Here is a 16,650-nt window from a genome sequence, read left to right on the forward strand (position 1 = left end):
ATCGTGTCAAAGACGGCGGAGTCGCACGTGGGAGACCGTGGCCGAGGGGGTGAACTCCACGCACCCCCAGCCGTCGAGCGCGACCCCGAGATCCTCGAACAACCGCTCGCCGCTGCCGAGCAGGACGGGGACGACGACGACGTGGAGCTCGTCGACGAGCCCGGCGCGCAGGTACTGCTGCACCGTCGAGGCGCCGCCGCCGAGCCGCACGTGCCGACCGCCGGCTGCGGCGCGCGCGTGATCGAGTGCGGCCTCGATGCCGTCGGTCACGAAGTGGAAGACCGTCCCGCCGGCCATCTGCACGGGCGGCCGGGGATGGTGGGTGAGCACGAAGACGTCGTGGTGGAACGGCGGGTCCTCGCCCCACCAGCCGGTCCAGGACTCGTCCGGCCAGTTCCCGCGAACGGGGCCGAACATGTTCCGGCCCATGATCGTGGCGCCCACACCCTCGGCCCCGAGCGCCATGAACCGCTCGTCGGCCTCCGTCCGCTGCCCGCTGGGCGGGAAGAGCCATTCGTGCAGCAGTTCGCCCCCGACCCCGAGGGGGTTCCCGGGGTCCTGGGACGGCCCGGCTCCGTAGCCGTCCAGCGAGATCGAGAAGTTGTGCACGCGGAGTTCGGTCATGGCGCGTAGGACCGTCGCGGGCGGCCCAGGTCATCGGCGCGGCGGGGTCCGGACGGCGTTGGCTGTCCTTCCGTGCGGTCCCGTACACTGGCGCCACCGGGGCAGCTGACCCCGCCACCGGCGTGCCCCGGAACCTCCCTGAGGCTCCATGCTGCCGTGGTGAGGCGGGCCGTCCCGGGCCCCGCCCAGGGCAGGAGGAAGTCAGGGCACTAGGGGTGTAGCTCAATTGGCAGAGCAGCGGTCTCCAAAACCGCAGGCTGCAGGTTCAAGTCCTGTCACCCCTGCTAGCGCACGACAGGTACCGACCGACCACATGGCCTCTCCCGCGAGGGGCCGCCACCACGAGGCGAGCGAGGCGAAGTGAGCGACGAGAAGCCGGGACGCGGGGACGACGCCGTCGTCCCCGACGCCGAGCTGACCGACGAGCAGCTCGACCGCGAGACGCCGGGGGTCGACGACGCCGGTGAGCTCGAGGCCGCCGAGGCCGAGGTCGCCGCCGAGGCCGAGGCCGAGGAGGACAAGGTCGTGGCCACCCCGGCACGGCGCCGGCGCGGCCGTATCACCGCCTCCGATGACGACGACGAGGACGAGGTCATCGCGGGCCGGGCCGCCCGGACGGCCTCGCGCCCGGCCGGCCGGACGGGCGAGGGCACCCGCTCGCGCGCCGAGGCCGAGCGGGACCGGGCCGAGGCCCAGCGCAAGAAGCGCAGCCTGGCCCGCTTCCTGCGCGAGGTGGTCGCCGAGCTGCGCAAGGTCATCTGGCCCGGTCGCAAGGAACTGATCACCTACACGACCGTCGTCATCGTCTTCGTGGCGTTCATCGTCGCGCTGGTGGCCGGCCTCGACCTGCTCTTCGCGCAGGGCGTGATCGCCGTCTTCGGCTGACCCGTCCCGCGCCTGAACACCCCATGACAAGGAAGAGATCCCAGTGACCGACCCTCGCGAGCCCTTCGAGACCGACACGGTCGACGGCGCCTCCGCCATCGATCTGGACGACGCTCGCTTCGACGAGCGCGGTGCGGCGGACGTCGAGACCGGCGCCGGCGAGACCGGTGCCGCCGAGGGCTCCAGCGACACCGCGGACCTCGACACCGCCACCGAGGTCGCCGACGTCGTCCCCGAGGTCGAGAGCGGCGACCCACAGAGCCTGGTGAGCGACCCGCTCGTCGAGCCGACCGAGCCGGAGGACGACGACCCGGCGGAGGCGATGAAGAAGGCGCTGCGGATCGCCCCCGGCGACTGGTACGTCGTGCACTCCTACGCGGGCTACGAGAACAAGGTGAAGACCAACCTCGAGGCGCGCATCCAGTCGCTGGACGTCGAGGACTACATCTATCAGATCGAGGTGCCCACCGAGGAGGTCACCGAGATCAAGAACGGCAAGCGCGCGCAGGTCAACCGCAAGGTGCTGCCGGGCTACCTCCTGGTGCGCATGGAGCTCAACGACGAGTCCTGGGGTGCCGTCCGCAACACCCCCGGTGTCACCGGTTTCGTGGGCGCCACCTCGCGGCCCTCGCCGCTGACGCTGGACGAGGTCGTCAAGATCCTCGTCCCGGCGACGGCACCGGCCGCTGCCCGGACCGCCGGCGGCGAGGCCACCTCCGGTGGGGCCGCCGCCGCACCGGCCGCCGTCGTCGACTTCGAGGTCGGCGAGTCGGTCACGGTCATGGACGGGCCCTTCGCCACGCTGCCCGCCACGATCAACGAGATCAACGCCGAGCAGCAGAAGCTGCAGGTGCTCGTCTCGATCTTCGGCCGCGAGACGCCCGTCGAGCTGTCGTTCACCCAGGTCAGCAAGATCTGACCTCCCCGTACTGATCCAGAGAAGCCAGAGAAGAAGGAAGTCATGCCCCCCAGGAAGCGGTTGACCGCGGTCATCAAGCTCCAGATCAACGCCGGTGCGGCCACCCCCGCCCCGCCCGTCGGTCCGGCGCTCGGCCAGCACGGCGTCAACATCATGGAGTTCTGCAAGGCCTACAACGCCGCGACCGAGTCGCAGCGCGGCAACGTCATCCCGGTCGAGATCTCGGTCTTCGAGGACCGCTCGTTCACCTTCGTCACCAAGACCCCGCCGGCCGCGCGCATGCTGCTCAAGGCCGCCGGCGTCGACAAGGGATCGGGCGAGCCGCACAAGACGAAGGTCGCCACGGTCACCCGTGACCAGGTCCGCGAGATCGCCACCACCAAGATGGCCGACCTCAACGCCAACGACCTCGACCAGGCCGAGAAGATCATCGCCGGCACCGCCCGGTCGATGGGCATCACGGTCCAGTAGGTCCCGCAGCACCGCACCAACGCAGTTCCACAGCACCTGTGGGAGGGCCTCGCCGGCCCGTTCACCACACGACCGGGGCAGCTGCCCTGGAGAGGAACACCATCATGGCGAAGCACGGCAAGAAGTACCGCAAGGTCGCCGAGCAGGTCGACCGCGACAACCTGTACTCCCCGCTGCAGGCCGCCACCCTGGCCAAGCAGACATCGACGACCGCCTACGACGCCACCGTCGAGGTCGCCATGCGCCTGGGCGTCGACCCGCGCAAGGCCGACCAGATGGTCCGCGGCACGGTCAACCTGCCGCACGGCACCGGCAAGACCGCCCGGGTCATCGTCTTCGCGACCGGTGACAAGGCCGCCGAGGCCGAGGCCGCCGGCGCCGACGTCGTGGGCTCCGACGACCTGATCGAGAAGATCCAGGGCGGCTTCCTGGACTTCGACGCGGCGATCGCCACCCCCGACCAGATGGCCAAGGTCGGCCGCATCGCCCGCATCCTCGGCCCCCGTGGCCTGATGCCGAACCCGAAGACCGGCACCGTGACCCCCGACGTCACCAAGGCCGTCAACGACATCAAGGGCGGGAAGATCAACTTCCGCGTCGACAAGCAGGCCAACCTGCACCTGGTCATCGGCAAGACCTCGTTCGACGAGGCCAAGCTGGTCGAGAACTACGCGGCCGCGCTCGACGAGGTGCTGCGGGCCAAGCCGTCGTCGGCCAAGGGCCGGTACCTGAAGAAGGTCACCGTCTCCACCACGATGGGCCCGGGCATCCCGGTCGACCCGAACCGCACCCGCAACATGCTGGTGGACGAGCCCACCGTCTGAGCGACAGCCCCGGGAGCATCGCAGCGAGGAACGAGCGAGGAGCGGACCGGGGCGGAGCCGGACAGCAGACACCGTCTGAGCGACAGCCCCGGGAGCATCGCAGCGAGGAACGAGCGAGGAGCGGACCGGGGCGCGGAGCCGGACAGCAGACACCGTCTGAGCAGTCGCACTCGAGGGCCCCGCAGCGCAGGTCGCTGCGGGGCCCTCGGCGTTCACAGAGGCCGCCCGCCGTCTCCGCCTCCGCATCGCGTACTCTTGGCGCTGTTCCCCCCAAGACCGCTGGTCGTCGCACGTCCGCGTGCGATCGAAGGTCCCGGAATCCGGGCGACCCGCGCAGGTGGACGGTTCGATGGACGAGCGCAAGTCCGCTCGTCGCCTCGCCCCGTGCGCTCTGCGCCGGGGCGTTCCTCGTCTCCGGGGCCCTGTGATCGCATCGCTGATCGCACGAGGTCGTGCAACCGGCCGGTGGTCGCCCGACAGACGAGAGGAGGCCCATGCCCACGCAGGCAAAGGCCGCGGTGATCGACGAGATCACCGAGCGGTTCCAGCAGTCCAGCGCGGCGGTGCTCACCGAGTACCGCGGGCTGACCGTGGCCCAGCTGACCCAGCTGCGCCGTTCCCTCGGTGAGGGCAGCAGCTACGCCGTCGTCAAGAACACCCTGACGAAGCGGGCCGCGGACGCGGTCGGATTCTCCGACCTCGGCCCGCTGCTCAACGGCCCGACCGCGATCGCCTTCATCGAGGGCGACCCGGTCACGGCGGCCAAGGCCATCCGCGACTTCGCGAAGGCCCACCCGATGCTCGTCGTCAAGGGTGGCGTCGTCGAGGGCCGCACGGTCGACGCCGCCGAGGTCACCCGCCTCGCCGACGTCGAGACCCGTGAGGTCCTGCTGGCCAAGCTGGCCGGCGCGATGAAGGGCAACCTGACCAAGGCTGCCGGGCTGTTCCAGGCCCCGCTGTCCCAGATGGCCCGCCTCGCCGAGGCGCTCAAGGAGAAGAAGCCAGCGGAGGCCACCGAGGCTCCCGCTGCCGAGGCTCCCGCCGCCGACACGACGGCCGACGACGCCACCGGCGACGTTCCCGCTGCTGACACCACCGACACCGACACCGCTGCCGCCGACGCGGCCAGCGACGACTGACCAGAAGGAGACGAACATGGCCAAGATTTCCAGCACGGACCTGCTCGACGCGTTCAAGGAGATGACCCTCCTCGAGCTGTCCGACTTCGTGAAGCAGTTCGAGGAGACGTTCGACGTCACCGCCGCTGCTCCCGTGGCCGTCGCGGCCGCCCCTGCCGCCGGTGGCGGCGGCGGTGCCGACGAGGCCGCTGCCGAGCAGGACGAGTTCGACGTCGTCCTCGAGGCTGCCGGCGACAAGAAGATCCAGGTCATCAAGGAGGTGCGCAGCCTGACCTCGCTCGGCCTCAAGGAGGCCAAGGACCTGGTCGACAACGCGCCGAAGCCGGTCCTGGAGAAGGTCGCCAAGGACGCCGCGGAGAAGGCCAAGGCCGCCCTCGAGGGCGCCGGCGCCACCGTCACCGTCAAGTGACCCCTTCCCCGGCGGTCTCGACCGCCGGGTACGTCACCGTCACGTGACCCCTTCCCCGGCGGTCTCGACCGCCGGGTACGTCACCGTCACGTGACCCCCTCCCCGGCGTAGCCGGGGAATGCACCACCTCTCGTCAGCAGGGGCCGTTCTCCTCCGGGAGAGCGGCCCCTGCCGCGTTCGGGCGGTCCCGTTCGCCCCTGGGGGCGAATACACCGAGACCCAGGTCACGGGAACCGCGCGACACACGTAACCTGTGCCGGGCGTCGTCGTTACTCACCAGTAGATGCGGCTCCGGGCCGTCCGGATGCGGGCGGGATCTCGGCGTCGCGGCCGCCGGGGCTCGTCGACGCGGCGGGGGGCGGAGACCGGCAGAGTTGCCGGAGCGGAGGGGCGGGCGGGCGTGGGCGTCGCGGTTGAGGTCGAGGGCCTGTCGAAGTCGTTCGGCAGCCAGAACATCTGGAGCGACGTCACCCTGACCCTGCCGCCGGGGGAGATCTCGGTCCTGCTCGGCCCGTCGGGCACGGGGAAGTCCGTGTTCCTGAAGTCCCTGGTCGGCCTGCTCAAGCCCGAGAAGGGCTCGATCGTCATCAAGGACACCGACCTCGTCCGCACCAGCGAGCACAAGCTCTACGAGATCCGGAAGCTCTTCGGCGTGCTGTTCCAGGACGGTGCCCTGTTCGGCTCGATGAACCTCTTCGACAACATCGCCTTCCCGCTCCGCGAGCACACGAAGAAGTCCGAGACCGAGATCCGGAACATCGTCCTCGAGAAGATGGACATGGTCGGCCTGCAGGGGGCCGAGGGGAAGCTCCCGGGGGAGATCTCCGGCGGCATGCGCAAGCGCGCCGGCCTCGCCCGGGCCCTGGTGCTCGATCCCGAGATCATCCTGTTCGACGAGCCCGACTCCGGCCTCGACCCGGTCCGCGTGGCCTACCTCAACCAGCTGATCGTCGACCTCAACGCCCAGATCGACGCCACGTTCCTCATCGTCACGCACGACATCGGGACGGCGCGGACGGTTCCCGACAACCTCGGCCTGCTGTTCCGCCGCCACCTGGTGATGTTCGGCCCGCGCGAGCAGCTGCTGACCTCGCAGGAGCCGGTGGTCCGCCAGTTCCTCAACGGCCGCCGCGAGGGTCCGATCGGGATGAGCGAGGAGAAGGACGTCGCCCAGGTCGAGGCCGAGATGGCGGCCCTGGAGGCCCGCGGCGGCGACGCGCACAACGGCGTCGGACCCAAGGGGGCCAGCGGCGGGGACGCCGTCCCGCCGCAGCTCACCCCGACCGAGGGCCTGCCCGAGCGCAAGGCCGAGCGCCGCCGGCAGGAGCGCGTCGCCCGCATGCTGCACGAGTTCGACGAGCAGACGCAGGAGGCGATCCGCGCCTCGCTGCCCGAGGACCTGCTGGCCAGGGCCGACTCCGGCGCGTACACGCCGACGACCGTATCGACCGGCCGGCACTGGGCGCCCGACGCGTCCGCCTCGCCCGCGGGGGCCACCACCGCCACCCTGCCCCGGCAGGCAGGTGACGGGTGACCGCCACCGACCAGCCGAAGGCTCCGGGCCTGCTCGACGGCCGGTTCTCGCCCACGCGCCCGATCGCGACCAGCGGGAAGCTCTTCGCCTTCGCCCTGGACGTGATCCGGGCCCTGCCCAAGCGCCCGTTCCAGATCCGCGAGTTCATCCAGCAGACCTGGTTCGTCGCCAGCGTGACGATCCTGCCGACGGCGCTGGTCGCCATACCGTTCGGCGCGGTCATCGCGCTGCAGCTGGGCTCGCTCACCCGCCAGCTCGGTGCCCAGTCGTTCACCGGATCGGCGTCGGTGCTCGCCGTCCTCCGCGAGGCCAGCCCGATCGTCACCGCCCTGCTCATCGCCGGGGCGGGCGGCTCGGCGATCTGCGCGGACCTCGGCGCCCGGAAGATCCGCGACGAGATCGACGCCATGGAAGTGCTGGGCATCAGCCCGATCCAGCGCCTCGTCGTCCCCCGGGTGCTCGCCTCGATGCTGGTGGCGGTCCTGCTCAACGGGCTGGTCAGCGTGGTCGGCGTCACGGGCGGCTACTTCTTCAACGTCGTCCTCCAGGGCGGGACGCCGGGCGCGTACCTGGCCTCGTTCGGCGCCCTGGCCCAGGTCGAGGACTTCTGGTCCGGCGAGATCAAGGCGCTGACCTTCGGCTTGATCGCCGGCATCGTTGCCTCGTACAAGGGGCTCAACGCGGGTGGCGGGCCCAAGGGCGTCGGCGACGCGGTGAACCAGTCCGTCGTGATCACGTTCCTGCTGCTGTTCGCGGTGAACTTCGTGATCACCGCGATCTACTTCCAGCTCGTGCCACCGAAGGGCCAGTGATGGCCCTGCTCTCGACCACCGACCGCGTCAGGGTTCGGCTCCGCCGCCTCAAGCGGGTGTACCGCAGGCCGCTGGACACCCTGGACGACCTCGGGGACCAACTCGGCTTCTACGGCCGGGCCCTGGCCTGGGCGCCGCGGACCGTGCGCCGCTACAAGCGGGAGACCTTCCGCCTGCTCGCCGAGGTCACGTTCGGCACGGGCGCGCTCGCCGTCATCGGCGGGACGGTCGGCGTCATCGCCTTCCTCTCCTTCTTCACCGGCACCGAGGTCGGCCTGCAGGGCTACGCGGCACTGGACCAGCTCGGCACCTCGGCGTTCACCGGCTTCCTCTCGGCGTACTTCAACACCCGGGAGATCGCGCCTCTGGTCGCCGGGCTGGCGCTGTCGGCGACCGTCGGGTGCGGGTTCACCGCCCAGATCGGCGCCATGCGGATCAACGAGGAGATCGACGCGCTCGAGGTCATGGGCGTGCCGTCGCTGCCGTTCCTGGTGACGACGCGGATCATCGCCGGCTTCCTCGCCGTGATCCCGCTCTACGTGCTGGGGCTGCTGACCAGCTACTTCGCCACCCGGCTCATCGCGACCCAGGCCTACGGGCAGTCGACGGGCACCTACGACCACTACTTCAACCTGTTCCTCCCGCCGGAGGACGTCCTGTGGTCGTTCCTGAAGGTCCTGGTCTTCGCCGTCGTGATCATCCTGACCCACTGCTACTACGGCTACCGCGCCAGCGGCGGCCCCGCGGGCGTCGGCATGGCGGTGGGCCGCGCGGTGCGCTTCTCGATCGTGGCGATCAACATCATCGACCTCTTCCTGTCCCTGGCCATCTGGGGTTCGACGACGACCGTCCGGATCGCGGGGTGACGCGGACATGACCTCGAAGCGGGCAGCGGTGATCCGGCGCCGGGTGCAGGGCGTCGTCTTCCTCGTCGTCCTGGCGCTGCTCCTGGGCCTCTCCGTGGCGATCTACCGGAAGGCGTTCACCGATGTGGCCCGGGTGACGCTCGAGACCGACGCGGCCGGCAACCAGCTGCAAGAGGCCTCCGACGTCAAGATGCGCGGCGTGATCGTGGGCGACGTCCGCGAGGTGTCTGCCGGCGTCGACGGCGCGACCATCGAGCTCGCCATCAAGCCCGAGTACCTGGAGCAGATTCCGGCCGACGTCACCGTCCGGCTGCTTCCCAAGACCCTCTTCGGCGAGCGGTTCGTGGCCCTGGAGATGCCGGACAGCCCCTCCGCGGAGCGACTGGCCGACGGCGACGTGATCGGCCAGGACCGCAGCGAGAACGCCATCGAGCTGCAGCGGGTCATCGACGACACGCTCCCGCTCCTGCAGGCGGTCGAGCCGCACGACCTCTCGTACACCCTCGGATCGGTGGCCGAGGCGCTGCGCGGCCGGGGCGACCGGCTGGGCGGCAACCTGGCGGCCACCGGGGAGTACTTCGGCGAGATCAACACGGTGCTGCCGCAGCTGCAGGCCGACATCTCCGGCCTGGCCGACTTCGCCGACACCTACCAGGGCGCCGCCGACGACCTGCTCGCCGTCCTCGACAACCTGGTCATCACGAACTCGACGATCGTCGACCAGTCCGAGCAGCTGCGCCGCACCTTCACCGTCGGGGCGAGCTCCGCCAACACGACGGCCGGGTTCCTCGAGACCAACGAGCGGAACCTGATCTCGCTCGCCGAGACCTCCCGGCCGGTCCTCGGCGTGTTCGCCGAGTACTCGCCGGTCTACCCGTGCCTGCTCGAGGGGCTCGCCCGGTCGGTCCCGAGGATCGGCGAGACCTTCGGCGCGGACGGGGACCCGGCGCTGAACCTCAACATCCAGGTCTCCTTCCCGCCGCGGAACCCCTACGCGCCCGACGACCAACCGGCCTACGTCGACCGGTCGGGCCCCGACTGCCGGGGTCTGGACAACATCGACGAGGAGATCGCGCAGGCGCAGGCGGGCGAGTACTACTGCCCGTCGCCCCCGGAGGACGGCGTCGAGTCGAGCGAGGGCGGGCTGCAGGAGGAGCCGGTCTGCTACATCGGCGGCCCGGACGACGACGGCGGCTCGGTGGGGGCGCTCCGCGGCGGTGCCGGGGAGTCGTTGCCCTCCGACCTTGCCGGCTCGACGGCGGAGCTCGATTTCGTCCGCAGCATCCTCGCCTACCAGACCGGGACGCAGGCCGGGGACGTCTCCGACCTGTCGGCGTCGACGCTGGCACCGCTGCTGAGGGGGAAGCAGGTGATGCTCCGATGAGTGAGCATCGCAGCGAGCGCCAGCGAGCGAGGAGCGGAGCGGTCGGCCGCGGAGCGGGGATGGCGTCGTGAGAGGACAGCTCCGCGGGCTCGCCGGTCCGCTCGTCAAGCTGGTGGTGTTCGCCGTCGTCACGATGCTGGCGGCGTACGTGCTCGTCTCGACGATCACCAACGCCGGCTACGGCGAGCAGCTGGTCTACCGGGCGGAGTTCAGCGACGTCGCCGGCCTGGTGGAGGGCGACGAGGTCCGCATCGCGGGGGTCCGCGTGGGCCAGATCGTGGGCATCGCGCTGGCCGACGAGACCGACCGGCCGGTGGCGGAGGTCGAGTTCGAGGTCTCGGCCGACGTCCCCCTGCCGGCGGACGTGGAGGCGCTGATCCGGTACCGCAACCTCGTCGGCCAGCGCTACATCGCGCTCAGCGAGGGGGAGGGGGCCGGCGGCCGGACCCTGGAGCCCGGCGCCGTCATCCCGCTGGACCAGACCACTCCGGCACTGGATCTCACCGTCCTGTTCGGCGGGTTCCAGCCGTTGCTGCAGGCGCTGACACCGGCGGACACGAACCGGCTCTCCTTCGAGATCATCCAGGTCTTCCAGGGGGAGGGCGGCACGGTCGAGAGCCTGCTCTCCCACGTCGCGTCGTTGACCGACTCGCTCGCCGACAAGGACGCGGTCATCGGCAGCGTCATCGACAACCTGACCACCGTGATGGGCGCCGTCGCCGCCCGGGACGAGCAGCTGTCCGGCCTCGTCGTCAGCCTGCAGCAGTTCGTCACCGGGCTGGCCGAGGACCGGGAGGCGATCTTCGACTCGCTGCAGGCGATCGACGAGCTCGCCGTCGCGACGAGCGGCTTCCTCGAGGACGTCCGGCCCCCGCTGGCGGCCGACATCCAGGCGCTCGGGGACCTCTCGGCCAACCTCGCCGCGGACGGCGACAAGCTCGAGGACTTCCTCCAGCTGGCGCCGACCAAGATCGATCTGATCACGCGGACCGCGGTCAACGGGAGCTGGTTCAACTTCTTCATGTGCAGCTACAACGCCACCGTCACGCTGCCGACCACCGCGCTGCCCGTGACCCCGCCGGCCCCGGGTGAGGTCGTGGCAGTTCCCGGCACGCCACTGCCCGATCCGCTCCCGAGGACCAACGGCTTCACGATCCCGCGCACGGAGAGCGGCGCGGAGGGGTGCACCTGATGGCCCGCGAGTCACGTCCCTTCCGGGACCGCAACCCGGTGACCATCGGGGCGATCAGCCTGTCGGTGATCGCCGCCCTGGTGTTCCTGGCGTTCAACGCGCAGTCCCTGCCGCTGATCGGCGGGGGCACCGTGTACCGGGCGCAGTTCTCCGAGGCCGCCGGCCTGCAGCCGGACGACCCGGTCCGGGTCGCCGGGGTCAAGGTCGGCAAGGTCGAGAGCCTGGCACTGGAGGACGGCGCCGTGACCGTGGAGCTCCGGGTCAGGGACGCCTTCCTCGGGGACCGGACCGAGGCCGCGATCAAGATCGAGACCGTGCTCGGCGCCAAGTACGTGGCCCTCGTGCCGCGTGGCAGCGAGGCGCTCGACCCGGACGAGCGCATCCCGCTGGAGCGGACGGCGTCGCCGTACGACGTCGTCGAGGCGTTCGCCGACCTGGCCTCGACGATCGGCGAGATCGACACCGCCCAGCTGGCCGGCTCCTTCGAGGTGCTGGCGGACACCTTCTCCGAGACCCCCGACGAGGTCCGCACGTCCCTGGAGGGCCTGGCCCGGCTGTCGGACACCATCGCCTCGCGGGACGTCCAGCTGCAGCAGCTGCTGTCGGCCACGCGGGACGTCACCCAGGTGCTGGCCGACCGGAACGGCGAGTTCACCCAGCTGATCCTCGACTCGAACGTCCTGCTGACCGAGGTGCAGGAACGGCGTCAGCTGATCGACTCGATCCTGACCAACACCCAGGAGCTCGCGCGGCAGCTGTCCGGGCTCGTGGCCGACAACCGCGAGGCGCTCACGCCGGCCCTGCAGCAGCTGTCCACGGTCACCGACATCCTGTCGCGCAACCGGGCGGCCCTGGCCCAGACGGTGAACAACCTGGCGCCGTTCGTCCGGGTGTTCACCAACACGCTCGGCAACGGGCGCTGGTTCGACAGCTTCGTCAACGACCTGATCCCCACGATCATCGGCGGCGCGATCTGCGGCCCGACGCAGTCGGCGCCGGTGGTCGGCTGCGCCCCGACCCCGGGGGAGGGCAACTCATGAGCGGCACCCTGCAGCGCGGGGTCGCACTCGCCGCGGCGATCGTGCTGCTGGCCGCGATCGGCTGGACGGTGCTGCGGCCCGTGGACCAGTACCGGGTGACCGCGTACTTCGGCCGGACCGTCGGGCTCTACGCGGGCTCCGACGTCCGCATCCTGGGCATCCCCGTCGGCACCATCACCGAGGTCACGTCGCTGGGCGACCGGGTGCGCGTGGAGATGCTCATCGAGGAGGACTACGACATCCCGGCCGACGCCAAGGCCGTCGTCCTCGCGCCGTCCCTGGTGTCGGACCGCTACGTGCAGTTCGCCCCGGTCTACGACGGCGGACCGACCATGGAGGACGGCGACGACGTGCCGCTGGACCGGACGGCCACCCCGGTCGAGCTCGACCAGGTCTACGGCGCCCTCGACGAGCTCTCCGCCGCGCTCGGCCCCACGGGCGCCAACAGCAATGGGGCGCTGTCCGACCTGATCGACGTCGGCGCGGCCAACCTCGACGGGAACGGCGAGGCGCTCAACCGGACGCTGACCGGCTTCTCGCAGGCGGTGGAGACCCTGGCCACCAACCGGGAGGATCTCTTCTCCTCGCTGGAGAACCTGCAGGCCTTCACCAGCGCGCTGGCCACGGTCGACGCCCAGGTCGGCCAGTTCAACGACAACATGGCCGCCGTCATGGACCTGCTCGCCGGCGAGCGCGAGGACCTGGCGGAGGCCATCACCCTGCTGTCCTCGGCGCTCAGGGACGTCGCAGCGTTCGTCCGCACCAACGCCGACCTGGTGACGGTCAACGTCGACCGGCTCGCCGACGTCACCCTCGCCCTCGTGCAGCAGCGCAGCGCACTGGCCGAGGTCCTCGACGTCGCCCCCGCCGCGCTGGGCAACCTGGCGCGCGCCTACAACCCCGACTACGGAACCCTGGACACCCGGGACAACGGACTGGGCTCGGCGAACGCCGAGGTCGTCGTCTGCGGCGCGCTGTACCAGGCCGGCCGGCTGCAGCTCACGCCCGACCTCGACCCGCTCGTCCCCGGCCTGCAGCTGCCGAGCCAGACCGACGAGATCTGCGCCCGGATCCTCTCCGGGGACGCCGACAACGACGGCATCCTCGACGACCTGAACGCCGACCTCGTGCCCGACTACGAAGAGCTGCGGCAGGCGCTGGCCGGGGCCGGCGTCTCGGCCCCGCCCGCTCCGCGCCCACCGGTGGGCTTCCCGGCCATCGGCACCGGGGGGCTGGGATGACCCGTCCACTCGTGCGGATCGGCGCCCTGGGCGCCGCGCTGCTCATGGTCTCCGGCTGCGGCTTCCGGGGGGCCTACTCCCTCAGCCTCCCCGGCGGCGCCGACCTGGGGGAGGACCCCTACACCGTCCAGGTCGAGTTCCTCGACGTCCTCGACCTGGTGCAGCAGTCCGGTGTCCGGGTCGCCGACGTCCCCGTCGGGCGGGTCGAGACGATCGAGCTGGGCGACGACTGGACGGCGCGGGTGACGATCACCGTGAACGGGGACGTGGAGCTCCCGGCCAACGCCGTCGCCGCGATCCAGCAGTCCTCGCTGCTGGGGGAGAAGTACGTGGAGCTCGCCGCGCCCGGCAACCAGGAGCCGGAGGGCAGCCTCCGCGAGAACCCGGTCATCCCGCTGGAGCGCACCAACCGCAACGTGGAGGTCGAGGAGCTGCTCGGTGCCATGTCGCTGGTGCTCAACGGCGGCGGGCTCGCGCAGCTGCAGGCGATCAACCGTGAGCTCGGGGACGCCCTCGAAGGCCGTGAGTCGGCCATCAAGGCGACGCTGAGCGAGCTCGACACCTTCATCGGCGGCCTGGACCAGCAGAAGGAGGAGATCAACCGCGCCCTGGAGAGCGCCGACGCGCTCGCCGCGACGCTGGCGGCCCGCACGGCGACCATCGAGGGCGCGCTCGACACGATCGGGCCCGGCCTCGACGTCCTCATCGAACAGCGGGCGCTGCTGGTCTCGATGCTGGAGGGCCTCGCCCGCCTCGGCGAGGTCGGCACCCGCGTGATCGAGCAGTCGGCGGAGAACACCGTGGCCGACCTGCAGCTGCTGCAGCCGATCCTCACCCAGCTGGCCGAGGCCGGCCCCGACCTGGCCGGCTCGCTGCCGCTGCTCCTGACCTATCCGTTCCCGGACAGCTCGCTGTCGGCCCTGCACTACCGGGAGGCCCAGACCGGTGGGTACGCCCTCTTCACCAACATGACCGCCACGGTGAACCTCGACCTGACCGAGCTCCTCTGCCGGTACGGGATCGACCAGCTGGGCGCCCTGGTGGAGGTCGACCCGACGACCATCGCTCCCGGCCGGTGCGGGGCGCCCGGGCCGGGCCAGGGCCCCGGCCGGGAACCGGGTCCCCCCTCACCGCTCGATCCGCTCGTCACGACGTTGACCGTGCCCGGCCTCTCCGGTCTCTCCGGTCTCCCGGGTGGCGGCGACCTGGACGCGCTGCCCGGTTTCCCGTCGGTGGGGGTGCCGCAGTGATCACCCGGAAGACCAAGCTCAAGCTGCTCGCCTTCGCGGCGCTGTCGCTGCTCGGCCTGTCCTACCTCGGCTTCAACTACGTGGGGCTGGACCGCGCGCTGCTCGGGAGCGGATACGAGGTGGCCGCCGACTTCCGCGACTCAGGAGGGATCTTCGTCAACGCTGAGGTCACCAACCGGGGCGTGGCCGTCGGCCGGGTCACCGACATGGTGCTGGTGGACGACGGGGTCCGCGTCGTGCTGACCATCGAGCCGGGGGCCGAACCGATCCCGGCCGACGCCGAGGCCGTCGTCGCCACCCGCAGCGCGGTCGGCGAGCAGTACGTCGATCTCCGGCCGCAGAGCGACGACGGCCCGTTCCTCGAGGACGGGGCGGTGATCCCGCAGAGCCGCACCGACATCCCGGTGCCGGTCGAGCAGATGCTGCTCAACATCGACGGGCTGGTCGGTTCCCTCGACCAGGAGAACCTGCGCATCGTCGTCGACGAGCTGGGCCGCGCCTTCGAGGGGTCGGGGGACGACCTGGGCCGGCTGATCGACAACGGCGACCTCCTCCTGGCGCGGGCCGAGGAGTCGCTGCCCCAGACCCTGGAGCTGATCACCGACGGTCAGACGGTGCTGGACACCCAGGTGGCCAGCCGCTCGGCCATCCGGCAGTGGGCGGCCGACCTGCGCCTCGTGAGCGACACCTTCGTGGAGCTCGACCCCGAGCTGCGCGGCATCCTGGTCGACGCGCCCGACGCCGGGGAGGCCATGGAGGACCTGGTCGAGCGGGCGGGCCCGGGGCTCGGTTCCCTGGTGCGCAACCTCGACGTCCTGAACCGGGTGCAGATCCCGCGGCTGGACGGCATCGAGCAGCTGCTGGTCACCTTCCCCGATGTGGTCTCGGGTGGATTCACCGTCGTCCGCCGGGACGAGGACGACGAGGACGGGGACGGCGACGGCGAGCTGCGCTCGCACTTCGGCTTCGTGCTCAACGCGGGCGACCCGCATCCCTGCACCACGGGGTACGTGCCGACGGCCGGCATGACCAGTCCGGAGGCGGTGGAGAACCTGGACACCGACGCCGTGGGGTGCCGGGTCGTCAACGGGGTCGACCCGAACCCCGGGGACGCCTACGACGAGAACGGCTCGAACATCCGCGGCGAGCAGAACATCGGCCGGGACGGCGGCCGGGGGACCACCCCTCCGGAGGAGGAGCTGGCGGGACACCTCCCCGTGTCCCCCACAATGCTCGACGAGGTGTTGAGCGGTCTGCTGAACGCCACCGAGCTCGCCGGGTGAACGCCCGGACGCTGATGGCCCGCATCGATGAACGCCTAGGAGGTCTGCTCGCGTGACGAGCGACGCGCGGGTCCGCCCGCCGGAGGACGACGCCGCCATGCTGCCCGACGCTGCAGTGGCGGGGAACGCTGCCGAGCAGGACGACGCTGCCCTGCCGGGGGAGACGTCCGGCCGGTCCCGGCCCTCGCTGCCCCTGGTGCCGGTGCTCGCGACCCTGCTCGTGCTGCTGCTCGCCGCGGCGGCCTTCCTCTGGTTCACCCGCCCCGAGCTGTCGGCGGTCCGGACCGGGGACTACGTCGAGGCCCTGCAGGCGGCCCGCTCCGGGATCGTGGACCTGACCTCCTTCGACCACCTCACCCTCGACGACGACATCGAGCAGATCCGGCGCGTGGCCACCGGCGATCTCCGCGAGGAGTCCGTGGCCGAGCTGGACGACAACCGACAGCAGCTCGTCGACGCCGAGGCGATCGTCAACACGGAGGTCGTCGGGGCAGGCGTCACCCGGGCCGACGGTGACGCGGCGACGGTGCTGATGGTCATCCAGGCCACCCAGGAGAGCACCGCCTCGCCGCAGGCCCAGGTCGTCCGCTACCGCATCCAGGTCGAGCTGACGAAGGAGAACGACCGCTGGGTCCTCTCCGGGATCTCGGGGCGGTGACGCGAGGATGACCGGCACCCCCGACGAGCGCCCCCGCCCCACCCCGCGCCCCACGCCGCAGCCGCGTCCGGGCGCCTCGGGCCGGCCCAGTCCGCGGCCGCGGGTGGCCGGCAGCCGCC

At 71.2% G+C, this 16,650-nt stretch carries 16 protein-coding genes, 1 tRNA gene and 1 pseudogene; 17 read left to right on the top strand and 1 reads right to left on the bottom strand.

The window, feature by feature from the left end; genetic code table 11:
* Positions 1–6 precede the first annotated feature (6 nt).
* Entirely contained in the window at positions 7–624 is a 618-nt protein-coding gene (locus E4P39_RS08540) for a dihydrofolate reductase family protein (protein ID WP_135135952.1), read from the bottom strand.
* A 211-nt stretch (positions 625–835) separates the two neighbouring features.
* On the opposite strand from E4P39_RS08540, the gene E4P39_RS08545 reads away from it, so the two are divergent.
* The 17 genes and pseudogenes from E4P39_RS08545 (at position 836) to E4P39_RS08625 (ending at position 16,531) form a co-directional block, all read left to right on the top strand.
* Positions 836–908, top strand: a tRNA-Trp gene (locus E4P39_RS08545).
* Positions 909–984: 76 nt separating this feature from the next.
* Entirely contained in the window at positions 985–1,509 is a 525-nt protein-coding gene (gene secE / locus E4P39_RS08550) for a preprotein translocase subunit SecE (RefSeq protein WP_135135953.1), read from the top strand.
* A 43-nt stretch (positions 1,510–1,552) separates the two neighbouring features.
* Positions 1,553–2,428 carry a transcription termination/antitermination protein NusG gene (gene nusG, locus E4P39_RS08555; RefSeq protein WP_209306428.1) on the top strand — a complete coding sequence of 292 codons (876 nt, stop codon included), beginning with the start codon at positions 1,553–1,555 and terminating at the stop codon, positions 2,426–2,428.
* Positions 2,429–2,470: 42 nt separating this feature from the next.
* Positions 2,471–2,899, top strand: a complete 429-nt coding sequence (gene rplK / locus E4P39_RS08560; RefSeq protein ID WP_135135954.1) for a 50S ribosomal protein L11 — start codon at positions 2,471–2,473, stop codon at positions 2,897–2,899.
* Positions 2,900–3,003: 104 nt separating this feature from the next.
* On the top strand, positions 3,004–3,723 hold the full coding sequence (rplA, locus tag E4P39_RS08565; protein WP_135135955.1) for a 50S ribosomal protein L1: 720 nt from the start codon (positions 3,004–3,006) through the stop codon (positions 3,721–3,723).
* 494 nt (positions 3,724–4,217) lie between these two features.
* Positions 4,218–4,724: pseudogene (rplJ, locus tag E4P39_RS08570) on the top strand (50S ribosomal protein L10); the annotation flags it as partial.
* 163 nt (positions 4,725–4,887) lie between these two features.
* Entirely contained in the window at positions 4,888–5,271 is a 384-nt protein-coding gene (gene rplL, locus E4P39_RS08575) for a 50S ribosomal protein L7/L12 (protein WP_348633811.1), read from the top strand.
* Between the two features lie 400 nt (positions 5,272–5,671).
* Positions 5,672–6,805 (top strand): ATP-binding cassette domain-containing protein, encoded by a 1,134-nt coding sequence (locus E4P39_RS08580; RefSeq protein ID WP_135135958.1) that lies wholly within the window; start codon positions 5,672–5,674, stop codon positions 6,803–6,805.
* A gap of 29 nt (positions 6,806–6,834) precedes the next feature.
* Positions 6,835–7,617, top strand: a complete 783-nt coding sequence (locus tag E4P39_RS08585; protein WP_348633812.1) for an ABC transporter permease — start codon at positions 6,835–6,837, stop codon at positions 7,615–7,617.
* Positions 7,617–8,483, top strand: a complete 867-nt coding sequence (locus tag E4P39_RS08590) for an ABC transporter permease (protein WP_135135959.1) — start codon at positions 7,617–7,619, stop codon at positions 8,481–8,483. Before E4P39_RS08585 ends, E4P39_RS08590 begins: the two co-directional genes overlap by 1 nt.
* Positions 8,484–8,490: 7 nt before the next feature.
* Entirely contained in the window at positions 8,491–9,867 is a 1,377-nt protein-coding gene (locus E4P39_RS08595; protein ID WP_135135960.1) for an MCE family protein, read from the top strand.
* Positions 9,868–9,934: 67 nt separating this feature from the next.
* On the top strand, positions 9,935–11,059 hold the full coding sequence (locus tag E4P39_RS08600) for an MlaD family protein (RefSeq protein ID WP_135135961.1): 1,125 nt from the start codon (positions 9,935–9,937) through the stop codon (positions 11,057–11,059).
* Positions 11,059–12,099 (top strand): MCE family protein, encoded by a 1,041-nt coding sequence (locus E4P39_RS08605; protein ID WP_135135962.1) that lies wholly within the window; start codon positions 11,059–11,061, stop codon positions 12,097–12,099. The genes E4P39_RS08600 and E4P39_RS08605 overlap by 1 nt, the downstream gene beginning before the upstream one ends.
* Positions 12,096–13,340 carry an MCE family protein gene (locus tag E4P39_RS08610; protein ID WP_135135963.1) on the top strand — a complete coding sequence of 415 codons (1,245 nt, stop codon included), beginning with the start codon at positions 12,096–12,098 and terminating at the stop codon, positions 13,338–13,340. The genes E4P39_RS08605 and E4P39_RS08610 overlap by 4 nt, the downstream gene beginning before the upstream one ends.
* On the top strand, positions 13,337–14,590 hold the full coding sequence (locus E4P39_RS08615; RefSeq protein WP_135135964.1) for an MCE family protein: 1,254 nt from the start codon (positions 13,337–13,339) through the stop codon (positions 14,588–14,590). Before E4P39_RS08610 ends, E4P39_RS08615 begins: the two co-directional genes overlap by 4 nt.
* Positions 14,587–15,873, top strand: coding sequence for an MlaD family protein (locus tag E4P39_RS08620; RefSeq protein WP_135135965.1), 1,287 nt, complete (start codon positions 14,587–14,589; stop codon positions 15,871–15,873). The genes E4P39_RS08615 and E4P39_RS08620 overlap by 4 nt, the downstream gene beginning before the upstream one ends.
* A gap of 52 nt (positions 15,874–15,925) precedes the next feature.
* Positions 15,926–16,531, top strand: coding sequence for a hypothetical protein (locus tag E4P39_RS08625; protein WP_135135966.1), 606 nt, complete (start codon positions 15,926–15,928; stop codon positions 16,529–16,531).
* Positions 16,532–16,650: the final 119 nt, after the last annotated feature.

Origin of the sequence: Blastococcus sp. CT_GayMR19 (genome assembly GCF_004570385.1) — a bacterium.
GTDB lineage: Bacteria > Actinomycetota > Actinomycetes > Mycobacteriales > Geodermatophilaceae > Blastococcus_B.

Bases quoted from the DNA above. Each gene is read 5' to 3' on its own strand.
- E4P39_RS08605 (WP_135135962.1), top strand. From the start codon at position 11,059: ATGGCCCGCGAGTCACGTCCCTTCCGGGACCGCAACCCGGTGACCATC.
- E4P39_RS08615 (WP_135135964.1), top strand. From the start codon at position 13,337: ATGACCCGTCCACTCGTGCGGATCGGCGCCCTGGGCGCCGCGCTGCTC.
- E4P39_RS08595 (WP_135135960.1), top strand. From the start codon at position 8,491: ATGACCTCGAAGCGGGCAGCGGTGATCCGGCGCCGGGTGCAGGGCGTC.
- E4P39_RS08540 (WP_135135952.1), bottom strand. From the start codon at position 624: ATGACCGAACTCCGCGTGCACAACTTCTCGATCTCGCTGGACGGCTAC.
- rplK (WP_135135954.1), top strand. From the start codon at position 2,471: ATGCCCCCCAGGAAGCGGTTGACCGCGGTCATCAAGCTCCAGATCAAC.
- E4P39_RS08590 (WP_135135959.1), top strand. From the start codon at position 7,617: ATGGCCCTGCTCTCGACCACCGACCGCGTCAGGGTTCGGCTCCGCCGC.
- rplA (WP_135135955.1), top strand. From the start codon at position 3,004: ATGGCGAAGCACGGCAAGAAGTACCGCAAGGTCGCCGAGCAGGTCGAC.
- E4P39_RS08610 (WP_135135963.1), top strand. From the start codon at position 12,096: ATGAGCGGCACCCTGCAGCGCGGGGTCGCACTCGCCGCGGCGATCGTG.